19 protein-coding genes are annotated in these 26,060 nt (G+C 58.7%); 7 read left to right on the top strand and 12 right to left on the bottom strand.

What is annotated here, in order from left to right:
* The 7 genes from DL88_RS13850 to DL88_RS13820 all read right to left on the bottom strand — a co-directional run.
* Positions 1-1,577 (bottom strand): Na+/H+ antiporter (locus DL88_RS13850; protein ID WP_034997125.1); only part of this gene is annotated, 1,577 nt, incomplete at its 3' end.
* A gap of 97 nt (positions 1,578-1,674) precedes the next feature.
* Complete coding sequence (gene ppa, locus DL88_RS13845) at positions 1,675-2,211, bottom strand: inorganic diphosphatase (RefSeq protein WP_034997123.1); 537 nt, start codon at positions 2,209-2,211, stop codon at positions 1,675-1,677.
* A gap of 432 nt (positions 2,212-2,643) precedes the next feature.
* Positions 2,644-3,168 carry a GNAT family N-acetyltransferase gene (locus DL88_RS13840; RefSeq protein WP_034997121.1) on the bottom strand — a complete coding sequence of 175 codons (525 nt, stop codon included), beginning with the start codon at positions 3,166-3,168 and terminating at the stop codon, positions 2,644-2,646.
* A 198-nt stretch (positions 3,169-3,366) separates the two neighbouring features.
* Positions 3,367-4,662 carry a hypothetical protein gene (locus DL88_RS13835; protein ID WP_034997119.1) on the bottom strand — a complete coding sequence of 432 codons (1,296 nt, stop codon included), beginning with the start codon at positions 4,660-4,662 and terminating at the stop codon, positions 3,367-3,369.
* Between the two features lie 116 nt (positions 4,663-4,778).
* Positions 4,779-5,477: a nucleotidyltransferase family protein gene (locus DL88_RS13830; protein ID WP_034997157.1), complete on the bottom strand. Its 699-nt coding sequence runs from the start codon at positions 5,475-5,477 to the stop codon at positions 4,779-4,781.
* Positions 5,478-5,710: 233 nt separating this feature from the next.
* Entirely contained in the window at positions 5,711-7,312 is a 1,602-nt protein-coding gene (gene tsaE, locus DL88_RS13825; RefSeq protein WP_034997117.1) for a tRNA (adenosine(37)-N6)-threonylcarbamoyltransferase complex ATPase subunit type 1 TsaE, read from the bottom strand.
* A 153-nt stretch (positions 7,313-7,465) separates the two neighbouring features.
* A complete protein-coding gene (locus DL88_RS13820; protein ID WP_084705191.1) occupies positions 7,466-9,958 on the bottom strand; it encodes a PAS domain-containing sensor histidine kinase in 2,493 nt (830 codons plus the stop codon).
* 790 nt (positions 9,959-10,748) lie between these two features.
* Between DL88_RS13820 and DL88_RS13815 the strand changes: the two genes are divergently transcribed.
* Entirely contained in the window at positions 10,749-11,222 is a 474-nt protein-coding gene (locus tag DL88_RS13815; RefSeq protein WP_034997115.1) for a globin domain-containing protein, read from the top strand.
* Between the two features lie 190 nt (positions 11,223-11,412).
* On the opposite strand, the gene DL88_RS13810 is transcribed toward DL88_RS13815, so the two are convergent.
* The 4 genes from DL88_RS13810 to DL88_RS13795 all read right to left on the bottom strand — a co-directional run bounded on the left by DL88_RS13810 (position 11,413) and on the right by DL88_RS13795 (position 17,240).
* Complete coding sequence (locus tag DL88_RS13810) at positions 11,413-12,663, bottom strand: metallophosphoesterase family protein (protein WP_034997113.1); 1,251 nt, start codon at positions 12,661-12,663, stop codon at positions 11,413-11,415.
* A 285-nt stretch (positions 12,664-12,948) separates the two neighbouring features.
* Complete coding sequence (gene ahcY / locus DL88_RS13805; RefSeq protein ID WP_034997111.1) at positions 12,949-14,358, bottom strand: adenosylhomocysteinase; 1,410 nt, start codon at positions 14,356-14,358, stop codon at positions 12,949-12,951.
* 222 nt (positions 14,359-14,580) lie between these two features.
* Complete coding sequence (locus tag DL88_RS13800) at positions 14,581-15,747, bottom strand: glycosyltransferase family 2 protein (protein ID WP_034997109.1); 1,167 nt, start codon at positions 15,745-15,747, stop codon at positions 14,581-14,583.
* A gap of 146 nt (positions 15,748-15,893) precedes the next feature.
* Positions 15,894-17,240, bottom strand: coding sequence for a (Fe-S)-binding protein (locus tag DL88_RS13795; RefSeq protein WP_034997107.1), 1,347 nt, complete (start codon positions 17,238-17,240; stop codon positions 15,894-15,896).
* Between the two features lie 435 nt (positions 17,241-17,675).
* Between DL88_RS13795 and DL88_RS13790 the strand changes: the two genes are divergently transcribed.
* From DL88_RS13790 to DL88_RS13770, 5 genes are all read left to right on the top strand, one after another.
* Positions 17,676-17,921, top strand: a complete 246-nt coding sequence (locus tag DL88_RS13790) for a hypothetical protein (RefSeq protein WP_156971109.1) — start codon at positions 17,676-17,678, stop codon at positions 17,919-17,921.
* A 167-nt stretch (positions 17,922-18,088) separates the two neighbouring features.
* The gene (locus DL88_RS13785; RefSeq protein WP_034997101.1) at positions 18,089-19,243 is read left to right on the top strand and encodes an LptF/LptG family permease; all 1,155 of its coding nucleotides are present in this window, start codon (positions 18,089-18,091) and stop codon (positions 19,241-19,243) included.
* Between the two features lie 33 nt (positions 19,244-19,276).
* The gene (locus DL88_RS13780) at positions 19,277-21,352 is read left to right on the top strand and encodes an NAD(+) synthase (protein WP_034997099.1); all 2,076 of its coding nucleotides are present in this window, start codon (positions 19,277-19,279) and stop codon (positions 21,350-21,352) included.
* A 146-nt stretch (positions 21,353-21,498) separates the two neighbouring features.
* On the top strand, positions 21,499-21,843 hold the full coding sequence (locus tag DL88_RS19495) for a CsbD family protein (protein ID WP_051955981.1): 345 nt from the start codon (positions 21,499-21,501) through the stop codon (positions 21,841-21,843).
* Between the two features lie 288 nt (positions 21,844-22,131).
* Positions 22,132-22,623, top strand: coding sequence for a hypothetical protein (locus DL88_RS13770; protein WP_156971108.1), 492 nt, complete (start codon positions 22,132-22,134; stop codon positions 22,621-22,623).
* Here DL88_RS13770 and DL88_RS13765 read toward each other — a convergent pair.
* Positions 22,542-24,872, bottom strand: coding sequence for a TonB-dependent receptor (locus tag DL88_RS13765; RefSeq protein ID WP_034997094.1), 2,331 nt, complete (start codon positions 24,870-24,872; stop codon positions 22,542-22,544). The genes DL88_RS13770 and DL88_RS13765 overlap by 82 nt on opposite strands.
* 499 nt (positions 24,873-25,371) lie before the next feature.
* Between DL88_RS13765 and DL88_RS13760 the strand changes: the two genes are divergently transcribed.
* Positions 25,372-26,052, top strand: a complete 681-nt coding sequence (locus tag DL88_RS13760) for a Fe2+-dependent dioxygenase (protein ID WP_034997091.1) — start codon at positions 25,372-25,374, stop codon at positions 26,050-26,052.
* Positions 26,053-26,060: the final 8 nt, after the last annotated feature.

The raw sequence follows: 26,060 nt of genomic DNA, 5'->3' as shown, positions 1-26,060 counted from the left end.
TTCATTTCCTCGAGATCCAATTCTCTCTCCAATGTATGCAGGGTTTCATCCCTGATCGCGCCTTCGCTGTGCAGCCGTAACAGTTCCGTGCGGCCATCCTTATTGGCTTGCAGCACGGCCTGAAAATGCGCGCGGCGGTGCGGGGACAATTGCTGCTGTTCTTTCGCGTAACGGCCGGCGATCTGCGCTCGATAGGCATATTGCTCGGCCAGGCGGGGGTGGCGGTGGGTGCCGTCGGGCTGCAGCGACAGGCGCTGGATGGTGCCGTTTTGCATCGCCGCGATCTGGGCCCGGGCTTCCGCTTCGCTCAGCGTTTTTGCCAGCGGTAACGATTGCGCGTTGAGGCCGAGGCGGCGGATGAGCGGGGCAAGCGTCGAGCCCTGGAACAGGACTGTCACCAATATGGCGCCGAAGGCGGTGACGAGAATGAAATCGCGGCCGGGGAAATTCTCGGGCAGAGCAAGCGCCACCGCCAGCGTGACGACGCCGCGCATCCCGGCCCAGCTCAGGACCAGCGGCACGGCGAGCGGCGGCTCGGGCTCGCGCCGGCGCATCGGCAGCAGCCGCCGCGCAAGCCAGGTGGCCGGAAAGATCCATAAAAAGCGGCTGATGATGAGAGCGAGAAGGATCACGGCCATGGCCGGGAACCAGGCGTAGACGCCGTCGCCCTGATGCGCGAGACGTTCGAGCACGCCTTTCAGCGACAGGCCGATCAGAATGAAGACGATCGATTCCAGGAGAAAGATCACCACATCCCAGCAGGCGCGCGCCTTGAGCCGTGTCGCCGCATCCATCTCCACATGGGCTTTTCCGCCAAGCAGCAAGCCGCAGGAGACCGCCGCCAGAACACCCGAGACATGCAGATATTCACCAGCGATATAGACGCCCCAGGCGGTGAGGAAGGTGGCGACGATGATGAGAATTTCATCGTGAAGCTGGCGCATCACCATGAGCGCGAGCCAGCCGAGGATGAGGCCCGCCGCGACACCGCCGAAGGCCAGCAGCAGGAACTGGCCGACCGCCTGGCCGGCGCTGAAATGTCCGGTCATCGCGGCGGCGACAGCGAAATGATAGAGCACCAGAGCCGAGGCGTCGTTGACGAGGCTTTCTCCCTCCAGAAGCATGGACACACGGGGCGGCAGCGGGAGGCGTTGCAGAACTGCCTTGGCTGCCACCGCATCGGGCGGCGAAACGATGGCGCCGAGCGTGAAACAGGCGGCGAGCGACAGTGTTGGCACGGCCCAATGGGCGACGAGGCCGATCACGAAGGTGGTGAAGGCCACTGCGCCCACGGCAAGATTGAGGATGATGCCAAGATCGGCGCGGAACTCCCGCCAGGGGGTGAAATACGCGCTTGATTGCAGGAGCGGCGGCAGGAACAGCAGCAGGACCAGGTCGGGGTCGAGCTCAAAGACCGGTGCGCCGGGCACCAGCGCCAGCAGGCTGCCGCCGATGATGAAGGTCGCTGCCTGCGGCAGGCGCAGGTGCTGCGCGAGCCGCGAGAGCAGCAGCACCGCGACCATGAGCATAAGGATGAATTGAAAATGATAGACGAGTACGTGCGAAGCGTCGTGCATCCTCATGCCCCTGCGCCGGCAAAGGAAAGCGCGCCGGGACCCGGCGCGCCCAAAGTGTGGCAATGATCAGGCTGAGCCACGTTCCGTGGCAGCCTGATCAGCCCTTTTTGGCCTTGGCCTTTTCGATGCCTTCGAGCACGATCTTCTTGGCTTCGTCGACATCGCCCCAGCGCACGATCTTGACCCATTTATTGGGTTCGAGGTCCTTGTAATGCGTGAAGAAATGTTCGATCTGCTTGATCGTGATTTCCGGCAGGTCGGTGTAATTCTTGACATGCTCATAGCGTTTCGTCAGCTTGCTCGCCGGCACGGCGATGAGCTTTTCGTCGCCGCCGGCTTCATCCTCCATGAAGAGGACGCCGACGATGCGGCAGTTCATGACGGCGCCGGGGATGATGGCGCGTGTATTGGCGACGATGACATCGCAGGGATCGCCATCATCAGAGAGCGTATGCGGGATGAAGCCGTAATTGCCGGGATAGCGCATCGCCGTATAAAGAAAACGGTCGACGAACAAGGCGCCGGAATCCTTATCGAGCTCGTATTTGATCGGCTCGCCTCCGATCGGAACCTCGATGACGACATTGACTTCATCTGGGGGATTTTTGCCGATCGCAATTGCGTCGAGGCGCATGAATGATCTCCGGAGGATGGATCGACGCCTTTGCGGCGCGCGAAGGCCGCAAGAGCGCCTGGCGGGAAGGAGCCCGGACCGATGCGAAGGGTCCGGACGTGAACTGGAATGGCTCGTACCAAGTCTTATTGATCCCAATATGTCAGGATCAATGAGGACCGGCGGAAAGCTGCCGCCCCGCAGGCGCGGGGTACAAAGTCTCAATGAGTCATGTTTATTAAGACTTTGTATAGATACCATCCGGCCACGTTGGCCGGCTGCATCGTGCATACGACGATTCCAGAACGGCTTTTCTATAGCATGCCAGTAAAAAGTGGCATCTCTTTTTCGGACGATGGAAGTATTTACCGGACGCTCAGGAAAAAGCGGAGACACCCGAGCTCTTCGCTTGAGAGCTCGATCTGAGATCTGGGTTTGCGTGCTGGACGTATTTTACCGTGGCAGCGGCTGATTCTCAAAAGCGAAGGCGACCCGGGCACGGGTTTCCCCACCGAAACGTTCATTGGCCTGCCGTACGACAATACCGCCCTGTGCCTCGTAAAACCGCATGCCGCGCTCGTTCTCGGCGAGGGCCCAGACCAGGAAATTGGCGTAACCATGCGCGCTGAGATCCTGCGCCGCGATTTGGAACAATCTCTTACCGAAGCCGGCCCCCTGATATTCAGGCGCTATATAAAGCTCGAAAATTTCGCCGCCGTAGCGCATCGAGGGCACGCGGTTGCGGCCATAACAGGCATAGCCGCAGATGGCGTCGTTCCATTCGATCAGCAAAAGGCGCGAGCCGCGTACGATCGCCTGATGCCACCATGCCGGGCCCCGACGGGCAATCATGCGTTCAAGCTCGCGGCCAGGGATGATGCCGCGATAAGCGTCACGCCAGGCAGAATCGTGGACGGCGGCTATGCTTGCCGCATCCTTCTCCCGCGCCGCGCGAATGGTGATGACATCTTCGATCATGCAATGATGTTAAGACGCCTTGGCCCTGTCCCGCAAGAATTTGTTCGCGCCGTCTGCTGCCTGGAAAATGGGCATCCGAGGCATCACACCAAGTCTCAATGAGGATGACTTACGGAGACTTGGCTCTCGTGACGATGGGGCGGTGGTTTCCCGTCAGATCTCTTTCATTCATCAGGTTGGGATGAAAGAGCCATGGCATCAGGACAGGCGGCGCAGGGACTCGAGGCTGATGTTCCGGAACAGGGCTCTTTGGCCGCTTGGTGCTTCCTCATCCGGGATGGCATCGATCTCCGTGGCGACGGGGCGAGTCAGCCGTTGTGGACTCTTCAACAGCAGGAGAAAGGCGATGATGTCGGTGCCCAGCAGGCTCGCCCACCAGATCTGCACCGTCGCGAAGCCGAGGAAGGTGATCAGCAGCACCGCAACGATGCCTCCGAGAAGCGCCGGCGACATGCTGGCGGAAAGGCGCCCGGCGCCAAGCAGGGTGAAGGCGGTGAGCAGGCTGAAAGCGAGAGCACCGAGGAGGCCGAGGTCGTACCAGAGGAGAAACAGAAGGCTTTTCGGTGCCCCTGCCGGTAGATAGCCGAGCGCCATCGCGCGGTTCGCCACTTCCACGCCATGGCCCGTGATCAGGCGGGCCAAACCGTCGTGATCGAGGATCTGCGCCCAGACGGCAAAGGAGCTTTGTGGCGCGAGGGGCAATTGCGCGATCTGGTGCAGCAGGCGGATCAACAAAGGGATTGCCGGGGCGAACAGGATCAGCGGAACGAAGAGGCAGGCGAGCACGCGCGAGACTTTCACCGGCGAAGACATGGCGATGGCGAAAGTGAAGGCACCCGCACCGAGTGCCGCCAAAGTGATCTGAGCATGGCCGGCAATGGTGACCGCCGCTACGCCAAGCGTGAGCACAGTCGCGCTGATCCAGCGCTCCCGAAGAGCGAGTGCACCGAGTGCCGGCCAGATCAGCACGATGAGTGTCAGGACTGTCCGCTCAAAGAGGGAATCATCGAAGACCGCGGCTGTGAGGAAGGCGTCCGACCCGACGAAAAGCATGGCGCCGACGCCGATGACGGTAAGGCCGAGACCCGTAGGGAGCAGGAAGAGATGCAGCGGCTTGGTGCGGGCTGGAAGAACGACCCCGACGAGGATCACCAAAGCCAGAGTGCCAAGACCCTTGAGGAGATGTTCCGAGGCCTCGGCGAGGAAGGGCGTCCATAAAAGCGAGAGGCAGGTCCAGGCGACGAGAAACAGACCGATGATGGTGGTGCGGGACAAAAGCGCGCCACGCAGATAATGCGTGTGATGTTCTGCGGATTCGAGAACGGAGCCAATAAAGACGAGAACCGAGCCGATGGGCAGCAGCAGGTAGATCGCCGTCTTGGTGAAAAGTCCGGCAAGCGGCAGGCCGAGCATGAGAATGGCGAGGCCAAGCAGCGTCAGAAGATTGGCGGCTTCGGTCGCGGGGTTCTCTTGCGATCGGGGGGCTGCGGACATGCTAAGGATCGGTACCGGAGACGGATAGGGATCTTAATAATAATGCAGCGCCACCGCCTGGACTGTGAGGGATATGTCACAGGTCGACAAAATGATGCCGGCAAATTGATGAAACCTCAAAGTACGCTGCGGACAAGCTTCCGCTCGGCCACCTCTATGGCCTCCGGCGTGCCGACATGCAGCCAGATGCCATCCAACCGGACGCCGAAGAGCCGATCCTTGGCCGCCGCCTCGAAGAAATAGGGGGAAAGCGGAAAGACGTCGCGGGGTTCATGCATGAACAATTCGGGTTTGACGATCCCGACGCCGGCATAGACGAAAGGCGCGACGAAGCGCTCCTCGCGTTTCTTGAGACGTCCATCAGGCTGGAAGGTGAAATCGCCGGGCCAGTCAATTCCTTCGCTTGATGTCGTCGCGGCGATCAAAAGGAGAATATCCATCCGCTCCGGATCCCAGGCCCTGGCGAGACGCTCGATGTTGGAATGGGGTCCCTCGATCCAGAAAGCATCCGTGTTGCAGATGAAGAACGGGTCTTTGCCGAGGAAGGGCAGGGCACGTTTGATGCCGCCGCCTTGATCGAGCAGCAGATCACTTTCATCCGAGATGATGATGTGTGGCTCTGTTCGGGTCGCGAGATGATCCTTAATCTGTTGCGCAAGATAATGCACATTGACGACGGCCTGCGGGAGGCCGATTGCGGCGAAACGATCGAGCATGTGATCGATCAGAGGCTTGCCGCCCACTTTGATCAAAGGTTTCGGTGTCGTTTCGGTCAGGGGGCGCATGCGTGCGCCAAGACCTGCGGCAAAGACCATCGCCGTGTGCGGGCAGGCATGAGAGCCGGCAGGGAGCGCGGCTGACGCCGCCTTTGGGATCGAGTTCATATCGGAGGGCATGACTGTCTTCGGTTATCCGTCGAACATGCTGAAACCTTCGCCAGGGGCAGGCCGAGGGGGAGGTCATGTGGAGGCCAAGCGCAAGCCTAGGGCAAGGGTTGAGAATGGGCTGCGTCGCGAACATTCGGCCGGCCTTCCTGCAGGAAGACCTGTCAGCGTCCGGCGACGAGCGGGTTCAACATTGCGGGCATATAGGTTTCATACCAAAGCTTGATGTCGGCGAGCGCTGGATGAGCGAGCCCCTTCAAGAGATAAGTATGCACCCGCGGCAGGTGGGTGAGATAGGCGGGCTTGTGGTCGCGCCGGTCGAGCCGGGCGAAAATACCGAGAATTTTCGTTGCCCGCTGGGCGCCGAGGAGGGCATAGGCGCGGGCGAAGGAGGAAATATCGAAAGCCGCATCGCGCTCACGCCGGAACCGCAGATAATGGCCGAGCAGTTTGATCTCCACATCGTCGGGGACCGTCACGCGCGCGTCCTGCAGCAGTGAGGCGAGATCATAGGCGGGGTGTCCGAGGACGCAATCCTGAAAATCGAGCATGCCGACGCGGCCGATGCCCTCGCGCTCGGGAAGCCAGAGAATGTTCGGCGAATGATAATCGCGCAAAGTCCAGGTGAGATTGGCCATTGCGGAAGGACGCGCCGAGACTTCCTGAAGAGCATGACGCCAGAGGTTGACGAAACTCGCCTTGGCGCCCGAGGCGAGGTGGACCCCGGCGATGAATGGCGCATACCAGTCGACGAAGAGTTCGATCTCTATGGCAAGCGCATCGATATCGTAGAGAGGAATGGGGTAGGGGATCTCGCCGCCCTTGCCGTCGGGCGCGCTGAGCGTGTCGGGCAGGGGCGTGACGTGCAGGGCGGCGAGCGCCGTCGCTGCCCAGGCATAACGCTCCTGGATGATCTCGCGGCCCTCGACGATTAATTCGCCGCCGAGATCTTCGATGACGGCAAGGCCGGCATTGGGATCTGTTGCGAAAATGGCCGGTGCCGAAAAGCCATGCGCGCGCAACCCTTCGCTGAGAGCCAGGAAAGGATGAATGGTCTCGGCGAGCTTGGCGATGGTCGAATAGGATTTGCCGTAGCGGATCGGCGGACCGTCGGGCCTTGGCGGCGAGATCATCAGAAGGGCACGATCACCATTCGGTTTGATGAGACGTTCGTAGAGCCGATTCGAGGCATCGCCAGTCAGGAAGTGCCGTTCCGCCGATTGCCAGCCGGAGCGTTCCAGCAATGTTTTCAATGCGCGGGCGTTGGCGAGCCGCTCGGCCATGGCGCCGAAGCCAGTGAGCGTTGCGGCGCGATAGGTCGGCGGCTGCGAAGGATCGAGCCTGAAGGCGATGTCGAGGCGGTCGCTGGAAAGGATTTCACGCGCATGGTCCGGCCATTCGACAAGGACGATTGCGCCCTCTCCGGCTTCATCCCAGCCGAGATCAGCGAGTTCTTCCGGCCGATTGATGCGGTAAAGATCAGCATGGACGATCGGACAGCGTTCGCCGTCATAAAGCTGGAGCAGGGTGAACGTCGGGCTCGGCACCTCAAGCGTCGGATCGCCCGTGAGGACGCGGATCAGGGCGCGTGCGAAACTGGTCTTGCCGCTGCCGAGATCACCGGACAGGGTGACGAGGTCACCAGGGCCAAGAAGCGGCGCAATATCGGCCGCGAGAGCGGCGGTCGCGGCCTCCCCGGCAAGGTCTCTCTGCCAGATGCTCGTCTCCAAATTCATCCGCCCCGTGTCGGAGGCCAGCTCGCTCATGCCATTCCACTCGTGCCGTCGGAAATCATCATCAGGAATTGCAGAGCAATTCCCTCGAATATTTGCAATACCTTTACATCGCTAAGTGAATCTAACGGAAACGAAAATGCCCCGTTTTTTGAGGGGAGCGTTTCTGGATATATCCGGAACGCTCTAATGGCGCGTTGCCTCCTCGGCGCTTCCGGCTCCGGTCCCATGCAGGGCTTGTGACGCTGTCCCGTCATCCGGCCGGCCATCTGATCGATCGTGGGCCGGAAAAATACAGGTCATGGTGGTGCCTTTGCCAGGAGCGGTTTCGACCAGGACCTTACCGCCGTGCAATTCCACGAAGGAACGCACGATCGAAAGGCCAAGACCGACGCCGCGATGGTTCGAGCCGCCAGTATGCGTCTTGAAACGGTCGAAAACATGTTCGACGACATCGTCCGGAATTCCGCAGCCCTGATCCTTCACCTTGAAGACGACATGTCCATTGCTGCGCGCGGCGGAAAGGGTAACCGTCTGACCAGGTTCCGAAAAACCAATCGCATTCGACAGGAGATTGAAGAGAATCTGGCGGATGCGTTTGCCGTCCGCCTGAAATGAGCCGATCCCTGGTTCCGCCGTCACCGTCAGTGTGAGGGCCGATTCCCGAAGGCGGTCCTGCACACCCTCCGAGGCTGCCTGCATGGTTTCGGTGATATCGACACTTTCCAGGGACAAATCCATCGCGTCGGCGTCGATCGAAGCGAGATCGAGAATATCATTGATGATGGCCATGAGCGCTGAGGAGGAGGCCATGACATAACCGATGTATTCATGCTGTCTTTCCGTCAGCGGCCCGACAGCACCGGCGGCCAGCATTTCGATGAAACCAATGATATTGGTCAAAGGCGAGCGCAATTCATAAGAGACGTGATGGACGAAATCGTTGCGCAATTTCTCTGCATCGAGCAGGGCCTGATTGCGCTCGGTCAAAGCGCGCTCGATATTGACGCTGGCGGTCACGTCGATGAATGTGACGAGCGTCGCCCCGTCCGGCAGGGGAGCGGCGGCATAATCGAGCACGGTTCCGTCCCGGCGGGTCAGACGGTTTTCGAGGCCGAGCCGTTCTTCCTGAAGGCTCGCGACCATCGTCCGCAGGTTGCTCCAGGCGGCCGGATCCTCCTGGAACGGCGTACAGAGGGATGCGACTTTGTCGATATGCGGTTCGCCGCCGAGGCTTTCCGCGTCGAGGTGCCAGAGCGACACGAAAGCCGGGTTGAACAATTTTAGCCGTCCGTCGCTGCCGAACACCGCTACGCCTTCCTGCAAGGTGTCCAGCGTTTCACTCTGAACCCGGATCGCCGCATTGAACCGGGATTCGAGGTGGAACCGCTCCGTCGTATCATCGAAAAGATAGGTGACGCCGCCCTCTGGATTGGGCGTGATGACGCTGCGCAACGTGCGTCCATCCGGCAAATACCAGAGTTGTTCACGCATCTCGATCGCCTGATAGGCCGTGAACAGATCCTCCTTCCAACTGCGGAAGTCGGCCTGCTCCGGCAGGAGACGCGCGGCGCGCAAACGGTCGAGAATTTCTCCATCGCTCGGCCCCTGATCGAGCCATGCCTGATCGAGCGCCCAAAGCTGGCGATAGGCGGTATTGTGGAAGACGAGCCGTTTGGTCCGGTCGAAAATCGCGACGGCCGTCGTCAACTGGTCCAGCGTTCGGGCATGGGCCTCGATCTGTTGGGCATGGGCGGCGCGCATGGCTTCGAGTTCCGATACGTCGCTTGCCATGGCAATCGCTGCCTTGCAGCCGGATTGTGGATGGGCCGTAGAGTCCGGGCCCCGGTTGGCGCTTGCGGCTTCCTCTGCCGCAACAGGCATTTCGATGACATCCAGCATGCGCCTCGCTCCCATCATGATGGCTGGGCATCGGGCTTTCCAGATTTGGCCGGCCGCTCTCAGAGCTTCCGAGGCATCACGGGCGGGACGGTCCAAAAGTTCAATGCCGCGGGTGACCGCCTCCGCCCGGTCCCGTGCCTCGATCGCTTGCGCATAGGCGTGATTGACCCAGCTGATGTGGCCGTCATTGTCACGTTGCCACGCAGGGTGTGGAATGGCGTCGAGTAGCCCGCGCAATGCTGTGAAATTGGAGAGAATTCTGTTTTGCTCATCGCGCAGCCGCAGGAAATCCAGCTTCACGCCGGACACATCGCGGATCCGCATCACTGCATGGATGCCGACAGGAACGCCTTCGAAATCGAAATAGCGGTGGCGGCTCGGGAAGGACAGATGAAAGCGTTTTCCCTCATTGAGCAGACGGCTGACATGGGCCTCCAGCATTCGCGCGTCTTCGGCGGGTAACCAGGCTGCGAAATTCAGAATCGACTGCTCTGCCGCGCAGGACGAAGCGGAAGTCTCGACCGGCGGGGAGGGCGTACCGATGATTTCGGGATTTTCGTCCGGTGTGGTCCAGGCTACAAGCACATGCGGGTCAATCGCGAGGAAGGTTTCCGCCTGATCGAGCCTGGTTTGCAGTCTGTCGATTTTCTCACGAAGACCTTGTTCCCGCTTCCGCGCCTGTTCGCGTAGCCGGTTCGAAAGAAAGGCGATCAGCGCGAGTGCGAGTGACAGGCTGAGTGCGAGAGCAGGCCAAGTAAGGCCAGCATAATCTTTCATCGGGGCGAGGAATGGGGTTGCGGGAAAAATGGTTTCGGCCTTTCAGAAACAAATGATTGTCGTCGACAGGGCGAATCCCGAACGCTTGCGCTCAGACCGGCTATCGCGGCATGGCAAGGGAATTCCGCCATACCGATTGCGCGCTCTCACCATCTCCCTCTATCGGCATTGATCAATGATTCCTATCCTCTTGTTATCCCGACCAGACTGCTGCCTAGGCGGGTTCGGTGGCCATGAGGCCGACAAGCCCTAATACCAAAATGCATGTCGGTGGAAAGCCGTCGCCTTGCATTCGCGGGGGCAAAAGGCGATGGGCCAGTTTTTTCGCCTTTTGATATAAAGCCGATATTTGAACGGATTCTATCTTCTCGCGCCTTGATCAATCCGGGCTCTTCAAGGGGAAACCACCCGCCTTTTGGCTAAGATGAGACGATTGTTCCCGATGGAAACCTCGGCCTCTGCAAAATTGTTTAGCCGTCGGATCTTGCCTGAAACTTTCAGCGCCATCGAGGCGAGTCAAAGAGGCTTGTGATGCGGTCGGAGGCGTTGCCGCATCTTTATGCCAGGGTTCCTGTACCACCTCTTAATGTCCAGCGGTTGTGTTGCCTTTCGGCCCATCGAGAGCTGGCTCCGACAGGGGGACGGTGGCTTGCCCACCGGATCTCATTCAGCCGGAAATGCTCGCGGCGAGACCATGGTGGGGCAATTTGACCCGATTGCAATCCTTCTGACGATTTCGAGATAGTAAGGTCACTTTTCGTTCCACCCGCGCCGTTTCACCGGAGAAATCATGTCCGACGCCCTCACACCCGAGACCATCGCCATTCTCAAATCCACCGCTCCGGCTCTTCAGGAGCATGGCCTTGCCATCACGACGCGCATGTATGAACGGCTGTTCGTCGATCCGCAGATGAAGGCCCTGTTCGATCCATCGGCGCAGCAATCCGGCGAACAGCCGAAACGTCTCGCCGGCGCGATTCTCGCCTATGCGCAGAATGCCGATCGGCTCGATGCTCTCGCGCCTGCGATTGAACGGATCGCCAAGAGCCACGTGGCGGCGCATATCAAGCCGGAACATTATCCGGCTGTGGCGACAGCGCTTCTTGCCGCGATCAAGGATGTTCTGGGAGATGCTGCGGACGAGAAAATTCTCGATGCCTGGGGCAAGGCCTATTGGGTGTTGGCGGATATATTGATCGCCACCGAAGCAGATCTCTATGCCAAGGGATCTCCCTCTGGAGATCCTCAAAACAGGCCGCAATAACAACGGCCTCAAAGCACGATCAAAAGGTTCCGCAACTGGTGAGTGCGGGCAGTCCTGAGCTGGACGGATGTTTCCGAACAGCTTAGGCTGACTTTCGGGTTTCTATTTTCTATGCATGGCAGGGTTCAAAGCGTGATCGCAGTGTAAATGCAATCACGCCGTGAAAATCTCTGGCGTTCTCGTGTTTCTTTTAGTGCTGTACGACGAGGGTTTGCAGTCTCTTGGTGGCGCCGTATTGATCATTGAAACCATAGGCCGAGATCTGCACCTGACCGCTGCGATGCACCTTGACAGTCGCCCAGGCATACATGCGGTCGGTTTTCGAGACGGTTGCATCGGTCGGTGAAGCTTCGAAGGGAGAGCCACCGGAACCGACCAACACCTGCACTGCGGAACCGCCCTTGGCTGCATTCGGACGGCTTATGTGGAAAATATGTTCATGGCCACAGAAATAGGTCGCGCCATAGCGTTCGATGACCTGCCAGAAGGCATCACGCGCCGTGGTATCATTGTCGAGGCCGGCAGGGCTCGCTGGCAGCGGTGAGGCGCTGTTTGCGCCATAATAATATGTATATGCCGGCTTGTGGCCGAATACGAAGAAATGTTTCATGCCACGGAACTGGGCCTTCGCGAAATCATCGGACAGCCAGCGTGTTGGCGCATGGGCGTCATTGCCGACGGGATCGGTGTTGATGACGACGAAATGCGAACCGCGGAAATCGAAGCTGTAGGAAAGCTGGCTTTGATCAGTTGTCAGACCGTCGAGCGATCCATTGTTTGCGACATTGATGTTGGATGGCGTTTCACTGAAGAGGTTTTGAAACCGGTTGGTGTCGAGGATGAGGTCGCCCATATTGGCGCGCCAGGCATCTTCGTTTTCTGGTTGGGCTTTCTTGCCGGCAGCCTTGGACTGCACTTCATGATTGCCGGGAACGGGAACGACGTAAGTGCCGGTCTCCATCAAATCGGCGACCATGCCGCGCCAGAAGGCATATTGTGTATAGAACTTGACGAGATCGGACTTGACCACCGCCGACACGGTCGACGTATCGCTCGGCACGGAGGCTTTTCCGTAGCCCATGATCATGTCGCCGTTGAAGAACAGGAATTGCGGATGCTGCAATTCAATGGTGCGGATGATACGCGACCATGCCTTGGTGTTCTGCAGCCAATGCTGATCCTGGCCGGAGACGGGAACCGTCGTCGGATCCGGATTCGTGGGATCCTGGCGCGAGTCACCGACGGTCGAGAAGGACAAAACGACGGGATCGACGGGATTGTCGCCGATATCGAGGTCCTTCAATTCTTCAAGGAACGGAAAACCAAAGCGTTCCTCGGCATGCGCCTCCGACAACGCTAAAGGCGCAAGAGCAACACAGGTAAGCAGGGTAAGGGAAAGGGTGCGCAATGTCGTGCGCAGGGTCGTCGTTTCGAAAGGCATGAAAAAAATTCCCGGAAAGGCCCGCGCCAGTGAATTATGGCGAAGCTATGGGTTCCGGTTTGCTTGATGGAAATCACAGAAAAATGACAAGATTAGACTGATGTGCGCTTTGTGCAGACGGCTGCGCGCTCTCATCGCGTTTTATTCGTGAAAACGCGCCCCGCACCGGTGGATGCAGGACGCGCTGATTGAAAGCAAAAGGACATTATTTCCAAGCGCACACTGGATGGTGCAGCGCGCCGCCCGGTATCCCGGAAGTCCGCCCCGGAAATGGGGCGGCTTCTCTCAATAGCGGTAATGATCCGGCTTGAACGGGCCGTTCTCCGGCAGGCCAAGGTAATTGGCCTGGGTCGGCGTGAGCTTGGTTAGTTTCACTCCGATCTTGTCGAGATGCAGCGCCGCCACCTTTTCATCGAGATGTTTGGGCAGCGTATGCACCTTGCGCGCATAACGGCCCTTCTTGGTCCAGAGTTCGATCTGCGCCAAGGTCTGGTTGGTGAAGGAGGCCGACATCACGAAAGAGGGGTGACCGGTCGCATTACCGAGATTGACCAACCGGCCTTCCGACAGAAGGATGATGCGCTTGTCGTCGGGGAAGACGATTTCATCGACCTGCGGCTTGATGTTTTCCCATTTGAAATTGCGCAGGCCGGCAACCTGGATCTCGGAATCGAAGTGACCGATGTTGCAGACGATCGCACGGTCCTTCATGGCGCGCATATGATCGACGGTGATGACATCGACATTGCCGGTGCAGGTGACGAAAAGATCGGCGCGCGGCGCCGCATCTTCCATGGTCGTGACTTCATAGCCTTCCATGGCGGCCTGAAGGGCGCAGATCGGATCGACCTCGGAGACCAGCACGCGGCAACCGGCATTGCGCAGCGAGGCGGCGGAACCCTTGCCGACATCGCCGAAGCCGGCGACCATAGCGACCTTGCCGGACATCATCACATCGGTGCCGCGGCGGATGCCGTCGACGAGCGATTCCCGGCAGCCATAGAGATTGTCGAATTTCGACTTGGTCACGGAATCATTGACGTTGATTGCCGGCCAGAGAAGCTTGCCTTCCTTCTCCATAATATAGAGGCGATGCACGCCCGTCGTGGTTTCCTCGCTGACACCCTGAATGGCTTCGCCGCATTTCGTGTAGAAGCCGGGCTTTTCCTTTAGGCGTTTCTTGATCGAGGCGAAGAGAACTTCTTCTTCCTCATTGGTGGCTTTATCGAGAAAAGCTGTATCGCCTTTTTCCGCCCGCATACCGAGGTGAATGAGGAGGGTAGCGTCGCCGCCGTCGTCGAGAATGAGATTGGGCGTGCCGCCGTCACCCCATTCGAAGATGCGGTGGGTATATTCCCAATAATCAGTCAGGCTCTCGCCCTTGACGGCGAAGACGGGAATGCCGGCCGCGGCAATGGCGGCGGCCGCATGATCCTGCGTCGAATAGATGTTGCACGAGGCCCAACGGATGTCGGCGCCCAGCGCCTTGAGGGTCTCGATCAGCACGGCCGTCTGGATCGTCATATGCAGCGAACCGGCGATGCGCGCGCCTTTCAGCGGCTGGCTCGGGCCATATTCGGCCCGGGTCGCCATCAGGCCCGGCATTTCCGTTTCGGCGATGGCCAGTTCCTTGCGGCCCCAGTCGGCGAGGTCGATATTGGCGATCACATAATCGGGCGTTGAGGATTGGGTCATGGGCTGGTGGCGCTCCGGGCAAGCATCATCCGATGATGCGTGGTCGTTTTAGGTATCGCTCATGGACCAAAGGCCTGAGGGACCAAAGGCGTGAGCGATGCTCGAGAGCAGTCGCGAAGCTCCGCATGGCGCGCTCTGCCCTGCCTTGGCTGCCGTCTATAGCAGCAGGCCAGGGCAGTGGCAATAAACATATAAGCAAATCTTTATATTGTTGCTTGGTGGTTAGTGCTGCCCTTTCGGCAGGCCCAGAATAATCCGCCAGGGCACACCGAGCCGCAGCAGCATCATCTTCACCTTTTTCGCGCCGAGGACCGGCGCGATGGTGGCATATTGGGCAACGAGCTGCTGGGCGAGCCGAGACCGCTGGGCCCAGCGCGGCAGGGCGGGGTTGGGGTCGCCATAATCGAGCCGTGTCAGCAGCGCGATGAAATGCAGGAGGAGCCAGGTGTTGGGGACGAAGCGCTTGGCATTGGCGACCAGATGATCGACGAGAACCCGGCGCGCCTGATCATTGCTGTCGCCCGAACCGCCCGGCTGGTAACACAATGTCCGGTTCAATTGCGCATGACGGGTGAAGATATTGCCGCCATGGATGCGATAGGCGAAGACGGGTTCGTCGATGAGGACGCTGCCGCTATGGGCGCTGATGCCGAGCCCGAAATACATATCCGTCCCGGTGCGCAATTTGGCGAGGGCGGGATTATCGGCAAACAGCATCAGGGCGTCGCGGCGGTAGCAATTGCCGGAGGTTGGCGCCCAGACCCAATTCACCGCCAACGGCGGTACGAAATGGATTTTGCTGACGAGATCCTCCGTCACGCCTGCGGGCGGCCAGCTCGGCTCCAGAGCGTGATGATAAGGGCGGGCAATATCCCGCTTCAGGCCCTTGCCGCTGCGGATATAGGCGTTGAATTCGCTGCCGCTCGCGACGACGACCTGATCGCCCATGACCTGCAACATGTCGCCGGAGGTGAAGCCGACATGGATCCGCATCGACAGATGAACCGCGATATGGATCTCGATCGAGCGCGGCAGCAGCATGTCGTCGGCATCGACGAAGATCACATAAGCGCCGTTCGAGGCGGTGAAACCGTCGAGGCATGCGGGCGTCTGCCCGTCATTTGCGGCGCGCCGGATGATCTTCACCGGCAGGTTGCTCGCCTCGAATTCCGCCAGCACCTCGCTGCTTTCGTCGGTGGAGGCATTGTCGACGACGATGCATTCGACCCGTTTATAGGTCTGGCCGAGCACCGAGGCGACCGCCTGGCGGAGATAACGGCCATAATTATAATTGACGATGATGACGCTGACGAGCGGCACGCGCAGGGCATCCGCCATATTGGCGGAAGGATGGGCGAGAAAATGGTCAGTAGGGGGCTGAATCGTCATTCCGGATTTTTAGCCCGGAGGAGAGGGTCAGCACAAGCTATCCAATCCCTTTCTGAAGAGGGAGTTCGGTATAGGGGCCTGACTGGTCATGGGGGGAGGCGCACCTGCGGGTAGCGTTGTTACCCGCCTGGATACGGTAAGACGCGTCAGGCGAGCGCGGCGCGCAGCAGGACGGCGATATGGATGGATTTGCGGCCGCTTCCGTGTTCGATCTGGTGGCGGCAGGAAAAGCCATTGGCGATGATTGGCGTCTCGTTCCCCGCATCACGCACCGCTGGCAGGAGGCTGATCTCGGCCATATCGAGCGAGGCTTTGAAATGTTCCGCCTCGAGACCGAAGCTGCCGGCCATGCCGCAGCAGCTTGATTCGATGATGTCGAATTTGAAGCCTGGAATGAAGCTCAGTGCCTTGCGGGTGGCTTTCATCACGCCAAACGCCTTCTGATGGCAATGGCCATGGACCAGCGCCTTGGGCAGGTCGAGCGGCTTGAGATCGAGTTTCAATCCGCGCTGGTGCTCACGCACCAGGAATTCCTCGAAGAGATAGAGCTGCTTGCCGAGGTCGCCGACTTCCGCGCCGAGGCCCAGCGAATAGAGTTCATCGCGCAGGGAAAGCAGGCAGGAGGGTTCGAGACCGATGATCGGCGTGCCCTTGGCGATTTCCGGCCGGAAGGCTTCGAGCACGCGCTTGCCTTCGGCACGGGCTTCCTCGACGAGGCCGGTGGTGAGATAAGTGCGCCCGCAGCAGAGCGGCCGTTCGGGTTCGGCATCTGTGGCGGCGGGCTTGGCGGCCCTGACCTTATAGCCGGCATGGGTAAGCACGGCGGCGGCGGCTTCGGCGATTTCGGGATCGAAATGGTGGCAGAAAGTATCGACGAAAAGAATGACTTCGCCGCGCTCGCCTGCATTCTCCTTGGTTGTCGTGACGCCGGAGAAGGGTTTTGCCGCCAAAACCGGCAGGCTGCGGTCTGCCGCTATGCCGAGCCAGCGTTCACCGAGCCGGGCGAGGAATTTGGAGCGGTTGCGCAGCTGCGTGCCGATGCGCAACAGGGTGCGGTATTTTGACGCCCAGCGAGGAATGGCGCCAAACAGGAGCGCGCGCTTGGGTACGCCGAGAATGGCATGGCGCTGGGCCAGATATTCCGTCTTGATGAGGGTCATGTCGACGGAACTCGGACATTCCTTCTTGCAGGCCTTGCAGGAGACGCAGAGATCCATCGACGCGGCTAGACGGGGATCATCGAAGGACTTGTCCCCATAGTCCCCGTTGAGGGCGGCCTTGAAGGCGGCGACCCGCGCCTCCGTCGAATGAGCCCGATCACCGGTGATCCGATAGCTTGGGCACATGACGCCCTTGCCGGTGTTCTGGCAGTCGCGGCTATGCATGCAGACGGCGACCGCCTTGGCATAATTGCCGCCGGTAGCGGGAATCCCCGAATAAGCGTCGCCGATGCCGTAAGTGTCGTAGGCCGACCAATCGAGGAAAGTCTTCATACGGTTCGGGGTCCTTTAATCGTCCGGCCTGCCGTCTGGTCGGCCGTCAGGTTTGCGTCCGGCTTGCAGGGGCAGCGACGAACCTGCGTCGCTGCCCGGGGAAGGAGGAGCAGGAGGCTCTCGATCCCCCCGGTGCGTCATGCCCGCGTGTGATGGTGGATGGAAAATCGGAAGCAATTCCCGCGCCGTTTGTCCTCTCTTTTCATTGAAATGACGGGCGTTCCGGGAAAATATTAGAAGGGCTCTCGGTTCCTGTGGGAGGCCTTCCGGCAAAAGGCTTGGAGACTATCGACCAGCCGGGGGGGCGTGCTGCGGATCGGAACTGCCTGATGACAAAACGTGCCGCGTCTCATACATGAGGGGGCAGCGCCTGGGCTTGTCGGTGGAATGGATGTCGGATTTCCGCCAAGCTCTGTCGCTTCGGTCTGGAGCGAAATGAATTATTTGCAGAGATCGGCCGGCGTGGGCGGTATGCCGCGAGACCAGCAAAAATTGGTGCATTCCGTGGCGCTGAACCTGAAAGTAGCCATGTTTGGGTTCGATGCCTTACCCGCTTGTAGGAGAGTGCTGGGAGTTGTTCCGCCTGCGATGCAACGGACTCTCCGCTGGCGACGCAGCGGCCTGTTCCATTTTTTGCAGAGGAAGGCCGCCGATTTCATGGTGAGAAGCATCCGGCGCTGACGCCTGATGCGCGAGTGGTTTGTAAAACTGACACCTTTTTGCTTCGAGTGGCCATGCCACGCGATATGAAAGCATTGAAAAGGCAATTGTTTTCAGGGGAGTAGAGGCGGAATGACGCTTCGCGCTCCGCCGATTTCCGTCTGCATCATTCCGATCATCGAGGACCCATGCCACGCCTGCTCACGCTTTATCTGACGAAGCGCATCGCGCTCTCGGTCCTGATGATCGAGGCGAGCCTTTGCCTGCCTCTGGTAATGACCTCGCTGTTCAGCTTTCTGCCGCCGGCGGCGGTGCGCGGCGGCCTGGTCTGGCCCGCGCTTCTTGGCATCATGCCGACCATTCTCTACATCGCCCTGCCCATGGCGGTCGGTATCGCAATGGCGCTTGAATTCTACCGGATGGCCTCGGAAGGCATGATCGCCGTCCTCTATTCTCTGCGCATGTCGGTCTGGTCGATCTGCCTGCCGGGCATTTCCATCGCCATTGTCTGCGTCGGCATTGGCTATTTCCTTTCTTCGGTGGTCTCTCCCAATTATGTCGGCGAGATGCATGACGTGATCCACGTCATCCGCAATTCGCTCAATCATCGCATGCTTGATCCGGCGCATTTCTACACTTTCGACAATGGGTCGAAGACGCTTTATTTCCAACGCTGGCGGACACCCGATGTCGTTGACGGCATTTTCATTCATCAGATCGCCGACGAAAAGAAGGAAGAACAGATCATCACTGCGGCCGTCGCGGAATTCAGGCGCTCCGATACCGGCGTCATGCTGGTTCTGAGCAATGGCTCGATCGAGACGCGGGCCGAGGGCGATAACGGCATGCACAGCGCCAATTTCGATGAATATGTCATTCCGATCGACATGCAGGGCAATGGTGGCATGCCGAAACGCAACTGGCGCGGCGTTTTCGAAATTCCCGGGCTTGAATTCTTCCGCGAGAGGCCGCACCGGGCCGATGATCCACGCCGTTTCTCCGAATGGATGAGTGAGGGGACGAAACGGGTGGCGATCCCGCTGCTTTCCCTCAGCCATGCTCTGCTCGCCATGGCGCTGGTGCTCACGCTTGCCAATGCCACCGGGCGCAGTACCAAGGCGGGGATAACCGCCTTCATCGTCATTCCGATCGCCCATATTCTGATTTTGATTGGCGCCGAGACCCTGGTGCGGCAGGATCCGCATCTCGTTTGGCTGGTCGGTGTGGCCATCGCCGGCGAAATCATCGCCGGCTGCTATCTCATCCACCGGAAGAATTCCAATTATAACCTGCCGGAGCCGGTGACGGCCGATTACACCCGGGCGGAATATCAAAACGCCTGACGATCATTGCTGCGGCAGGCGCACGGATATGGAATGACCTCTTTCTTTTCGCCTTATCATCACGATTTCGTCCGTGTCGCGGCCTGCGTGCCGCAAGGCGATGTCGCCAATCCGGATGGCAATGTCGCGCATACGCTCACCCTGCTGCAGCAGGGCCATTCAGAACGCGTCGCCCTCATGGTGTTTCCGGAACTCGGGCTTTCGGCCTATGCGATCGATGATCTTCTGCAGCAGGATGCCCTGCTCGAAGCCGTCGAACGGGCGATAGCGCGGCTGATCGCCGAGAGCACGGCGCTGTTCCCTGTCTTCACCGTCGGTGCGCCCTTGCGCATTGACGGCAGCCTCTACAATTGCGCCGTGGTTATTCATGGCGGGCGTCTGCTTGGCGTCGTACCGAAAACCTATCTTCCCAATTACCGGGAATTCTATGAGCGCCGGCATTTTGCCTCGGGTGTCGGAATCCGTGACCGGGACATCTCCCTTGCCGGTTTTCGTGTGCCCTTCGGCACCGATCTTCTGTTTCAGGCACTGGCGCATTCACAAAATGATTGCGGTTTTTCCTTCCATGTGGAGATCTGCGAGGATCTCTGGGTGCCGCAGCCGCCGAGCACGCTTGCCGCACTGGCGGGTGCTGAAATTCTCCTCAATCTGTCGGCTAGCAACATTACGATCGGCAAGGCCGAGGATCGGCGCCTGCTGTGCGGCTCGCAATCCATGCGCTGCATCGCGGCCTATGCCTATTCCGCGGCAGGTCCCGGTGAATCGACGACGGACCTTGCCTGGGATGGTCAGGGTGGTGTTTTCGAGAACGGTCAGCTTCTGGCCGAAACCGAGCGCTTTCCGGCAGGCTCGACCTGGGCGGTCGCCGATGTCGATGTCGGCCGCTTGCGTCAGGAACGTATGCGGCAGGTGACATTCGGCGATTGCGGAAGGGCTCTGGGCACCGCCCCGCAAAATTTCCGGATTGTTCCGCTTTCGCTCCGCGCTCCCGAGGAATCGCTACCGTTACGCCGCAGCATCGAGCGTTTTCCCTATGTGCCGTCCGATCCGGCAAAACTCGCTGAAAATTGCTACGAAGCCTATAATATCCAGGTTCAGGGGCTGGCGAAGCGCCTGAGCGCCACGGGCACAAAGAACGTCGTCATCGGCGTCTCGGGTGGCCTTGATTCCACGCAGGCGCTTCTCGTGTGCTGCCGCGCCATGGACAGGCTTGGCTTGCCACGCACCAATATCCTCGCCTATACGCTCCCCGGTTTCGCAACCAGCGACGAGACGAAGAAAAATGCCTTCGCGCTCATGCATGCAGTGGGCGTAAGTGCCGCCGAAATCGACATCCGCCCGGCAGCGCGGCAGATGCTCGCCGATCTCGGCCACCCCTTCTCAGAAGGTGAAGGTGTCTACGATGTCACCTTCGAGAATGTTCAGGCTGGATTGCGGACGGATTATCTGTTCCGGCTCGCCAATTACCATCATGCCATTGTCGCTGGCACAGGCGATCTTTCTGAACTGGGACTTGGCTGGTGTACCTATGGTGTCGGCGATCAGATGTCGCATTACAATATCAATGCCTCGGTCTCGAAGACCTTGATCCAGCATCTGATCCGTTTCGTCGCCGCATCCGGTGAGGTCGATCCTGCGACAGCCGGGATTCTCCATGCCATTCTGGCGACTGAAATCTCCCCGGAACTCATACCGCAGGATGCATCCGGACAGATACAATCGACGCAGGCGATCATCGGTCCCTACGCGCTGCAGGATTTCAATCTCTATTACCTGACGCGATACGGGTTCCGTCCCTCCAAAATCGCCTATCTGTCGTGGCACGCCTGGCGTGACGCTAAGGCTGGCAATTGGCCGCAGAATATTCCGCTCTCGGCCTATTCGGCTTATGATCTCAAGGAGATCAAACATTGGCTGCGGGTGTTTCTCAGCCGGTTCTTTACCAGTCAATTCAAGCGCACGGCTATGCCGAACGGGCCCAAGATCTCATCCGGCGGCTCGCTTTCCCCGCGCGGCGACTGGCGCGCGCCTTCCGATGCTCGGCCGGGTCTCTGGCTGGCGGAGCTCGAGGCTAATGTTCCGGATGAAGAGCCCGCCATACCCTTCTGAAGCGCGCACCGTGATCGTGACCGAGCCGATGGAAACAGGGCGACGGGAACGGATCTGATCGTCCTGCGTTCCCTGCATAACGGGTGACAGCGTTGCAAATGGTCGTGGACCCAAGTGACAACGCTCGATGACGGAAGGAGCAGATCATGAATGTTCATGAGATCGAAGGCGCGGCGCGCGGTGTTGCGGGCAAGGCCGAAAGCAAGTTCGGTGAAATCACTGGTGACCGCGACATGCAGGCACAGGGCGTGATCGATCAGGCTGCCGGCAAGGTTCAAGAACTCTATGGCCGCGTGAAGGAAACAGTACAGGACGCGACGGCGCATGTGCCGGAGGCCGTGTCTGATACGGTGGAACGCGGTCAGGAACTCTGCCGGCAGGGTGTGGATACGATTGGCAAACGCGCTGGTCGGCAGCCGCTCGAAACATTGTTCCTCGCCGGTGCCCTTGGTTATCTGCTTGGTTGGGCGCTGCACCGCCATCACCGATAGGCGGTAGTAAGAGCATTTTCCGATCCCGGTGAATCGCTTTGCGATTTCATTCCCTTGAAAATGCTCTGAACTTTGCAGGAGCGCGATTCCTGATCTATTGGAAACGCTCCAGCCTCAAAAAATTGAGGCAGCGATTTCCGCCTTCTGGAGCCGTTCGGAACCCTCCGAACGGACTCTCAATAATCAGAGCATGCTCGATGATTCCGAATCGCTCGGCGATGTTTGGCGGTGCGATGTTTGACGATTCTCGGCGGGTAATAATTGCTCTTATGATGGGAAGGGACGGTCATGCCGCGAGATAGATGCTCGCACGCGGACTTGCAGCTCATTTGTCTGCACAATCTCAAACGGATTGAAGGTTTCGAGCACGTCACCGAAATTCTCGTGCAATATCGCGATATACAGAGACGCGATCTGCACCGGAGCGGGACGCCGGGGCAATCCGGGGAAGCGCCTCTCGATGAGGCGGAAGAAGAATTGGAAGCCAATTGGACGCTGGCTGCAGTCAGGCCGCGCGTTGATAACAAGGCGTTGCGCGCGGCGAGATCCATGATCGAATGGCTCCAGCAAACTTATCAGCTTGATGGAGCCGAAAGACCTTCCGGCGTCAAATCGGCCCGGAAGACCATGCGCTCGCCGGCCGTCCGGTCCCTGCGCGGCGTGAAGATCGCACCGGAACGGACGGCTGACGATCTGGCTTACCAGCGCAGCCGGGCCGTCAGCATGGCGGAGCGTCCGATACCGGGAACGGCGAAACCCGCGCCGGCGATCGATTCATAATTCGTTGTATCGAGGACGTTGAAAATATTGGCCTGCAGCGAGAAATTCTCGGTGACCTGATAGGCGGTCATCAGATCCCAGCGATAATAGCCGGGGACGCGCTGCGTATTGGCGACATTGTTCCAACGGGCATCCACAAAATAGACACTCGTGCCAACCCGCCATTGAGGTGTTATCGCATAAGTGGTCGAGAAGGTCACCTGATTGCGGGGAAGGTTCTGAATCGTATGCCCGACATATTGCGGGTTTGCCACGCTGTTGAGCAAGCGGCCATCGAGGAACGTATAGCCGGTATAGACCATCCAGCCCGGCAGGACTTCACCCGTGGCACCGAGTTCGAAGCCCTTGACCCGCGTCGTGCCGACGAGCGCGACCGTCGCTGGGCTCGTATTCGCATCGATGGTTTCGACCGCATTCTTTTGGGTGATCGTAAAGGCGGCGGCGGTCAGGCTCAGCTTGCTGTCGAGAAGATCGATCTTGCCGCCGACTTCATAAGTCTCGTTCTCCGTGGGCGAAGAGATGTTCTGTTGGCCGTTGGTGATCGTCGTATATTCGGCGAGCGGATTGGCCGAAGTGCCATATTGGAAATAGAGAGTCGACGTTTGTGACGGATGAAACAGGACGGAACCGTTCCAGCTCGAGAAATTGGTCGTCGACGAAAGATTATAGGGCGTCGTTCCGTTCTGGCCGAGGCCGCCGGTGCTGTTGTTGATGGCATAGGTGTTCTGCCATGCCTTGTAGAAATCATAACGGAATCCGCCTTTCATTTCGAAATATTCATTGAAGCGTATTTGGTCGGAAACATAGATACCGATGTCGCGGGCGTCGGTTCTTGTATAAGTCGAATTCGGACCAAAGACATTATCGGTGGGGAAGGCGTCCGGATAGAGCAGATTGATGCGGTCGTTAGTGGTTGCCGCTGATGTGTTGTTCGTGGCCTCGCGCTTGTTGTAACGGCTTTCCTTGCTGAGATCGAGGCCGGCCTGAAGTGTATGCTGCAAACCCAGAGTTTCGACATGACCGATGACATTGGTCAGATTGCCGACCATGCTGTTGATCGTACGATTCTGGAAATGATTGTTGTCGCTATTCCAGAGCCCATAAAGCGGCTGGCCGGCGAGAGAGCTAAGCGAGCATGCACCTACCGAACAGCTGTAATTGGCGCCTGAACTGTTCCACTGTGGCGCCCGGGCGCGCAGGAAACGATCGACGAGCGAGAAACGCGTCGTATTGGTGAGATACCAATCCTTGTTGAATTCATGTTCCAGCTTCGCCGTAATAACATGGGCGTTGACTTTTTCGGTATCGGCGAAGCCGGAGGTCTGTTGACCATAATAAGTGCTCCGGGGCACCGGGGCGGGCTGACCATAGGACGTCCCGAAATAGGAGCCGGGAATGATCGGTATGCCGTAATCGGGTATATTGTCGTCGCGCTGATAGAGATAGGAAAGCGTGAGATTGGTCTGTTCGGTGAAACGGAACTTGATCGAAGGCATGGCGCCGACACGTTTCGTTCCGACGAAATTGCGTCCTGCCGTGTCCCAATCGGTACCGAGAATCACGATGCGCGCGGCAATGTCGCCATAGGCCCGGTTGACGTCGATCGTCCCGCGCACACCGGGGGCAGTATTGCCGGCAATGTTTATCTCAGTGAAATTGGTGAAGAGCGGTAGTTTGCTCACCATATTGACGACGCCGCCGGTCGAACCGCGTCCAAAGATGAAGGAAGAGGGACCCTTGTAGACGTTGACGGTTTCAATGCTGAAAGCGTCGCGCGTGTACCAGGCGGGCTCGCGCATGCCGTCGCGATAGATATCGTTACGGGCCGAAAAGCCGCGAATATTGATATTGTCACCCTGCGTACCGCCTTCGGCGCTGTTCATCGTAATGCCGGGGACATTGCGTAAGGCTTCGACCAATGTCGTCGTCTGTTGGTCGCGCATCAATTGCTGCGGGACGACATTGATGCTTTGTGCCGTATTGAGGATCGTTTCCGGCAGACGGTCGGTGCCGGTCGAACGAGGATTATAGCTGCTGCCGGCATTTTGCCCGGCGGCCACTTCGATCTCTTCGAGGGAAAGGTTGTTGGTGCTTTCCTGCGCCTGTGCATTGGCTCCGCCGAGCATGACGGATGCGACGCCAACCACAGTATTCCTCAACGGCGGACGGGCCTTGGCCTTAATATAAGGATGAGCCGCCGGAGCAAGCAGGGCTTTATCTTCCGCCGTCTCAATCTCTTCCGGTTTCATAGCACCAAACTCCTGCACTTGCTCCTTCACTGGGCAAAGAATCGCCATCTCTCGCCTGGCTTGATCGACCAGTCGCGAAGGCAAACGAAAACCAGTGAATTCTCATATATATGAATGTCTTGGAATTGTTCCAAAATAATATTGGATGTAAAACTTTGTAACACAGAAATAATCGAAGAACAATTGCATATAGTCTATTGCTAGACTTACATTAGAATAATTAAAAACTAATCTTTACTTGCAATATGTCTGGTGTGCGTTCATAAAGCTTTTGTATCCGGTTCAAAAAAGCGCCTTTCACGTAAGATCGTCTTATGGGTTTATCTTTGTTGTCCTTGTCTGTTCCACATGATCGAGCATCTGGAAATCCGTGGGGCTTTAAAAACGCCATGGATGAGAGGGCACGCGGGCCACGCAACGGGGTCAGCGGCGGGAGCCTGCGCGTCACGCTTGAGGTGCTGGTGCCTGGTGCGCCATCGTTTGGTGGGAGATGGGACACATGATGGTTCACATCCCCCATGTTCTTGATGAGGAGGAGGTGACGCGGTGTCTTGCCGTCATGCGGGAGGGCTCCTGGATCGACGGACGCGTCACGGCTGGCCATCAATCGCAAAAAGTCAAGAACAATCTGCAGCTTCCCGAAGGCAGCGCGGAACATCGTGAACTTGGAAAATTGATCGTGCAGGCTTTGCTGCGCAATCCGCTTTTCGTTTCGGCAGTGCTGCCGCACACGATTTTTCCGCCTTTGTTCAATCGTTACGATGAAGGCATGGGTTTTGGGACGCATGTGGACAGCGCGGTGCGGCTGACAGCCGAAGGCGGATTGCGCATCCGCACGGATGTCTCAGCTACGCTTTTCTTGACGGGTCCGGAAGATTATGATGGCGGGGAACTGACGGTTGAGGACACATACGGCAGTCATGCCGTGAAGCTGCCGGCCGGCGATCTCATCGTCTATCCGGCGGACAGTCTCCATTATGTGAGCCCCGTCACGCGCGGCTCGCGCATTGCGTCGTTCTTCTGGATTCAAAGCCTCATTCGGGAGACGGCAAGGCGGAGCTTGCTATTCAATATGGATACAGCAATTATCAGCCTGACCGGAGTGGCGAAAAACCATCCAGCCCTGGTTTCTCTGCAAAGCGCCTACCATAACCTCCTGCGGCAATGGGCAGAGGTGTGAGGCGCGTA

Origin of the sequence: Beijerinckia mobilis (assembly GCF_000745425.1) — a bacterium.
GTDB lineage: Bacteria > Pseudomonadota > Alphaproteobacteria > Rhizobiales > Beijerinckiaceae > Beijerinckia > Beijerinckia mobilis.
The sequence above is the reverse complement of the archived record's forward strand: the minus strand, read 5'-3'. Positions and strand labels throughout refer to the sequence as shown.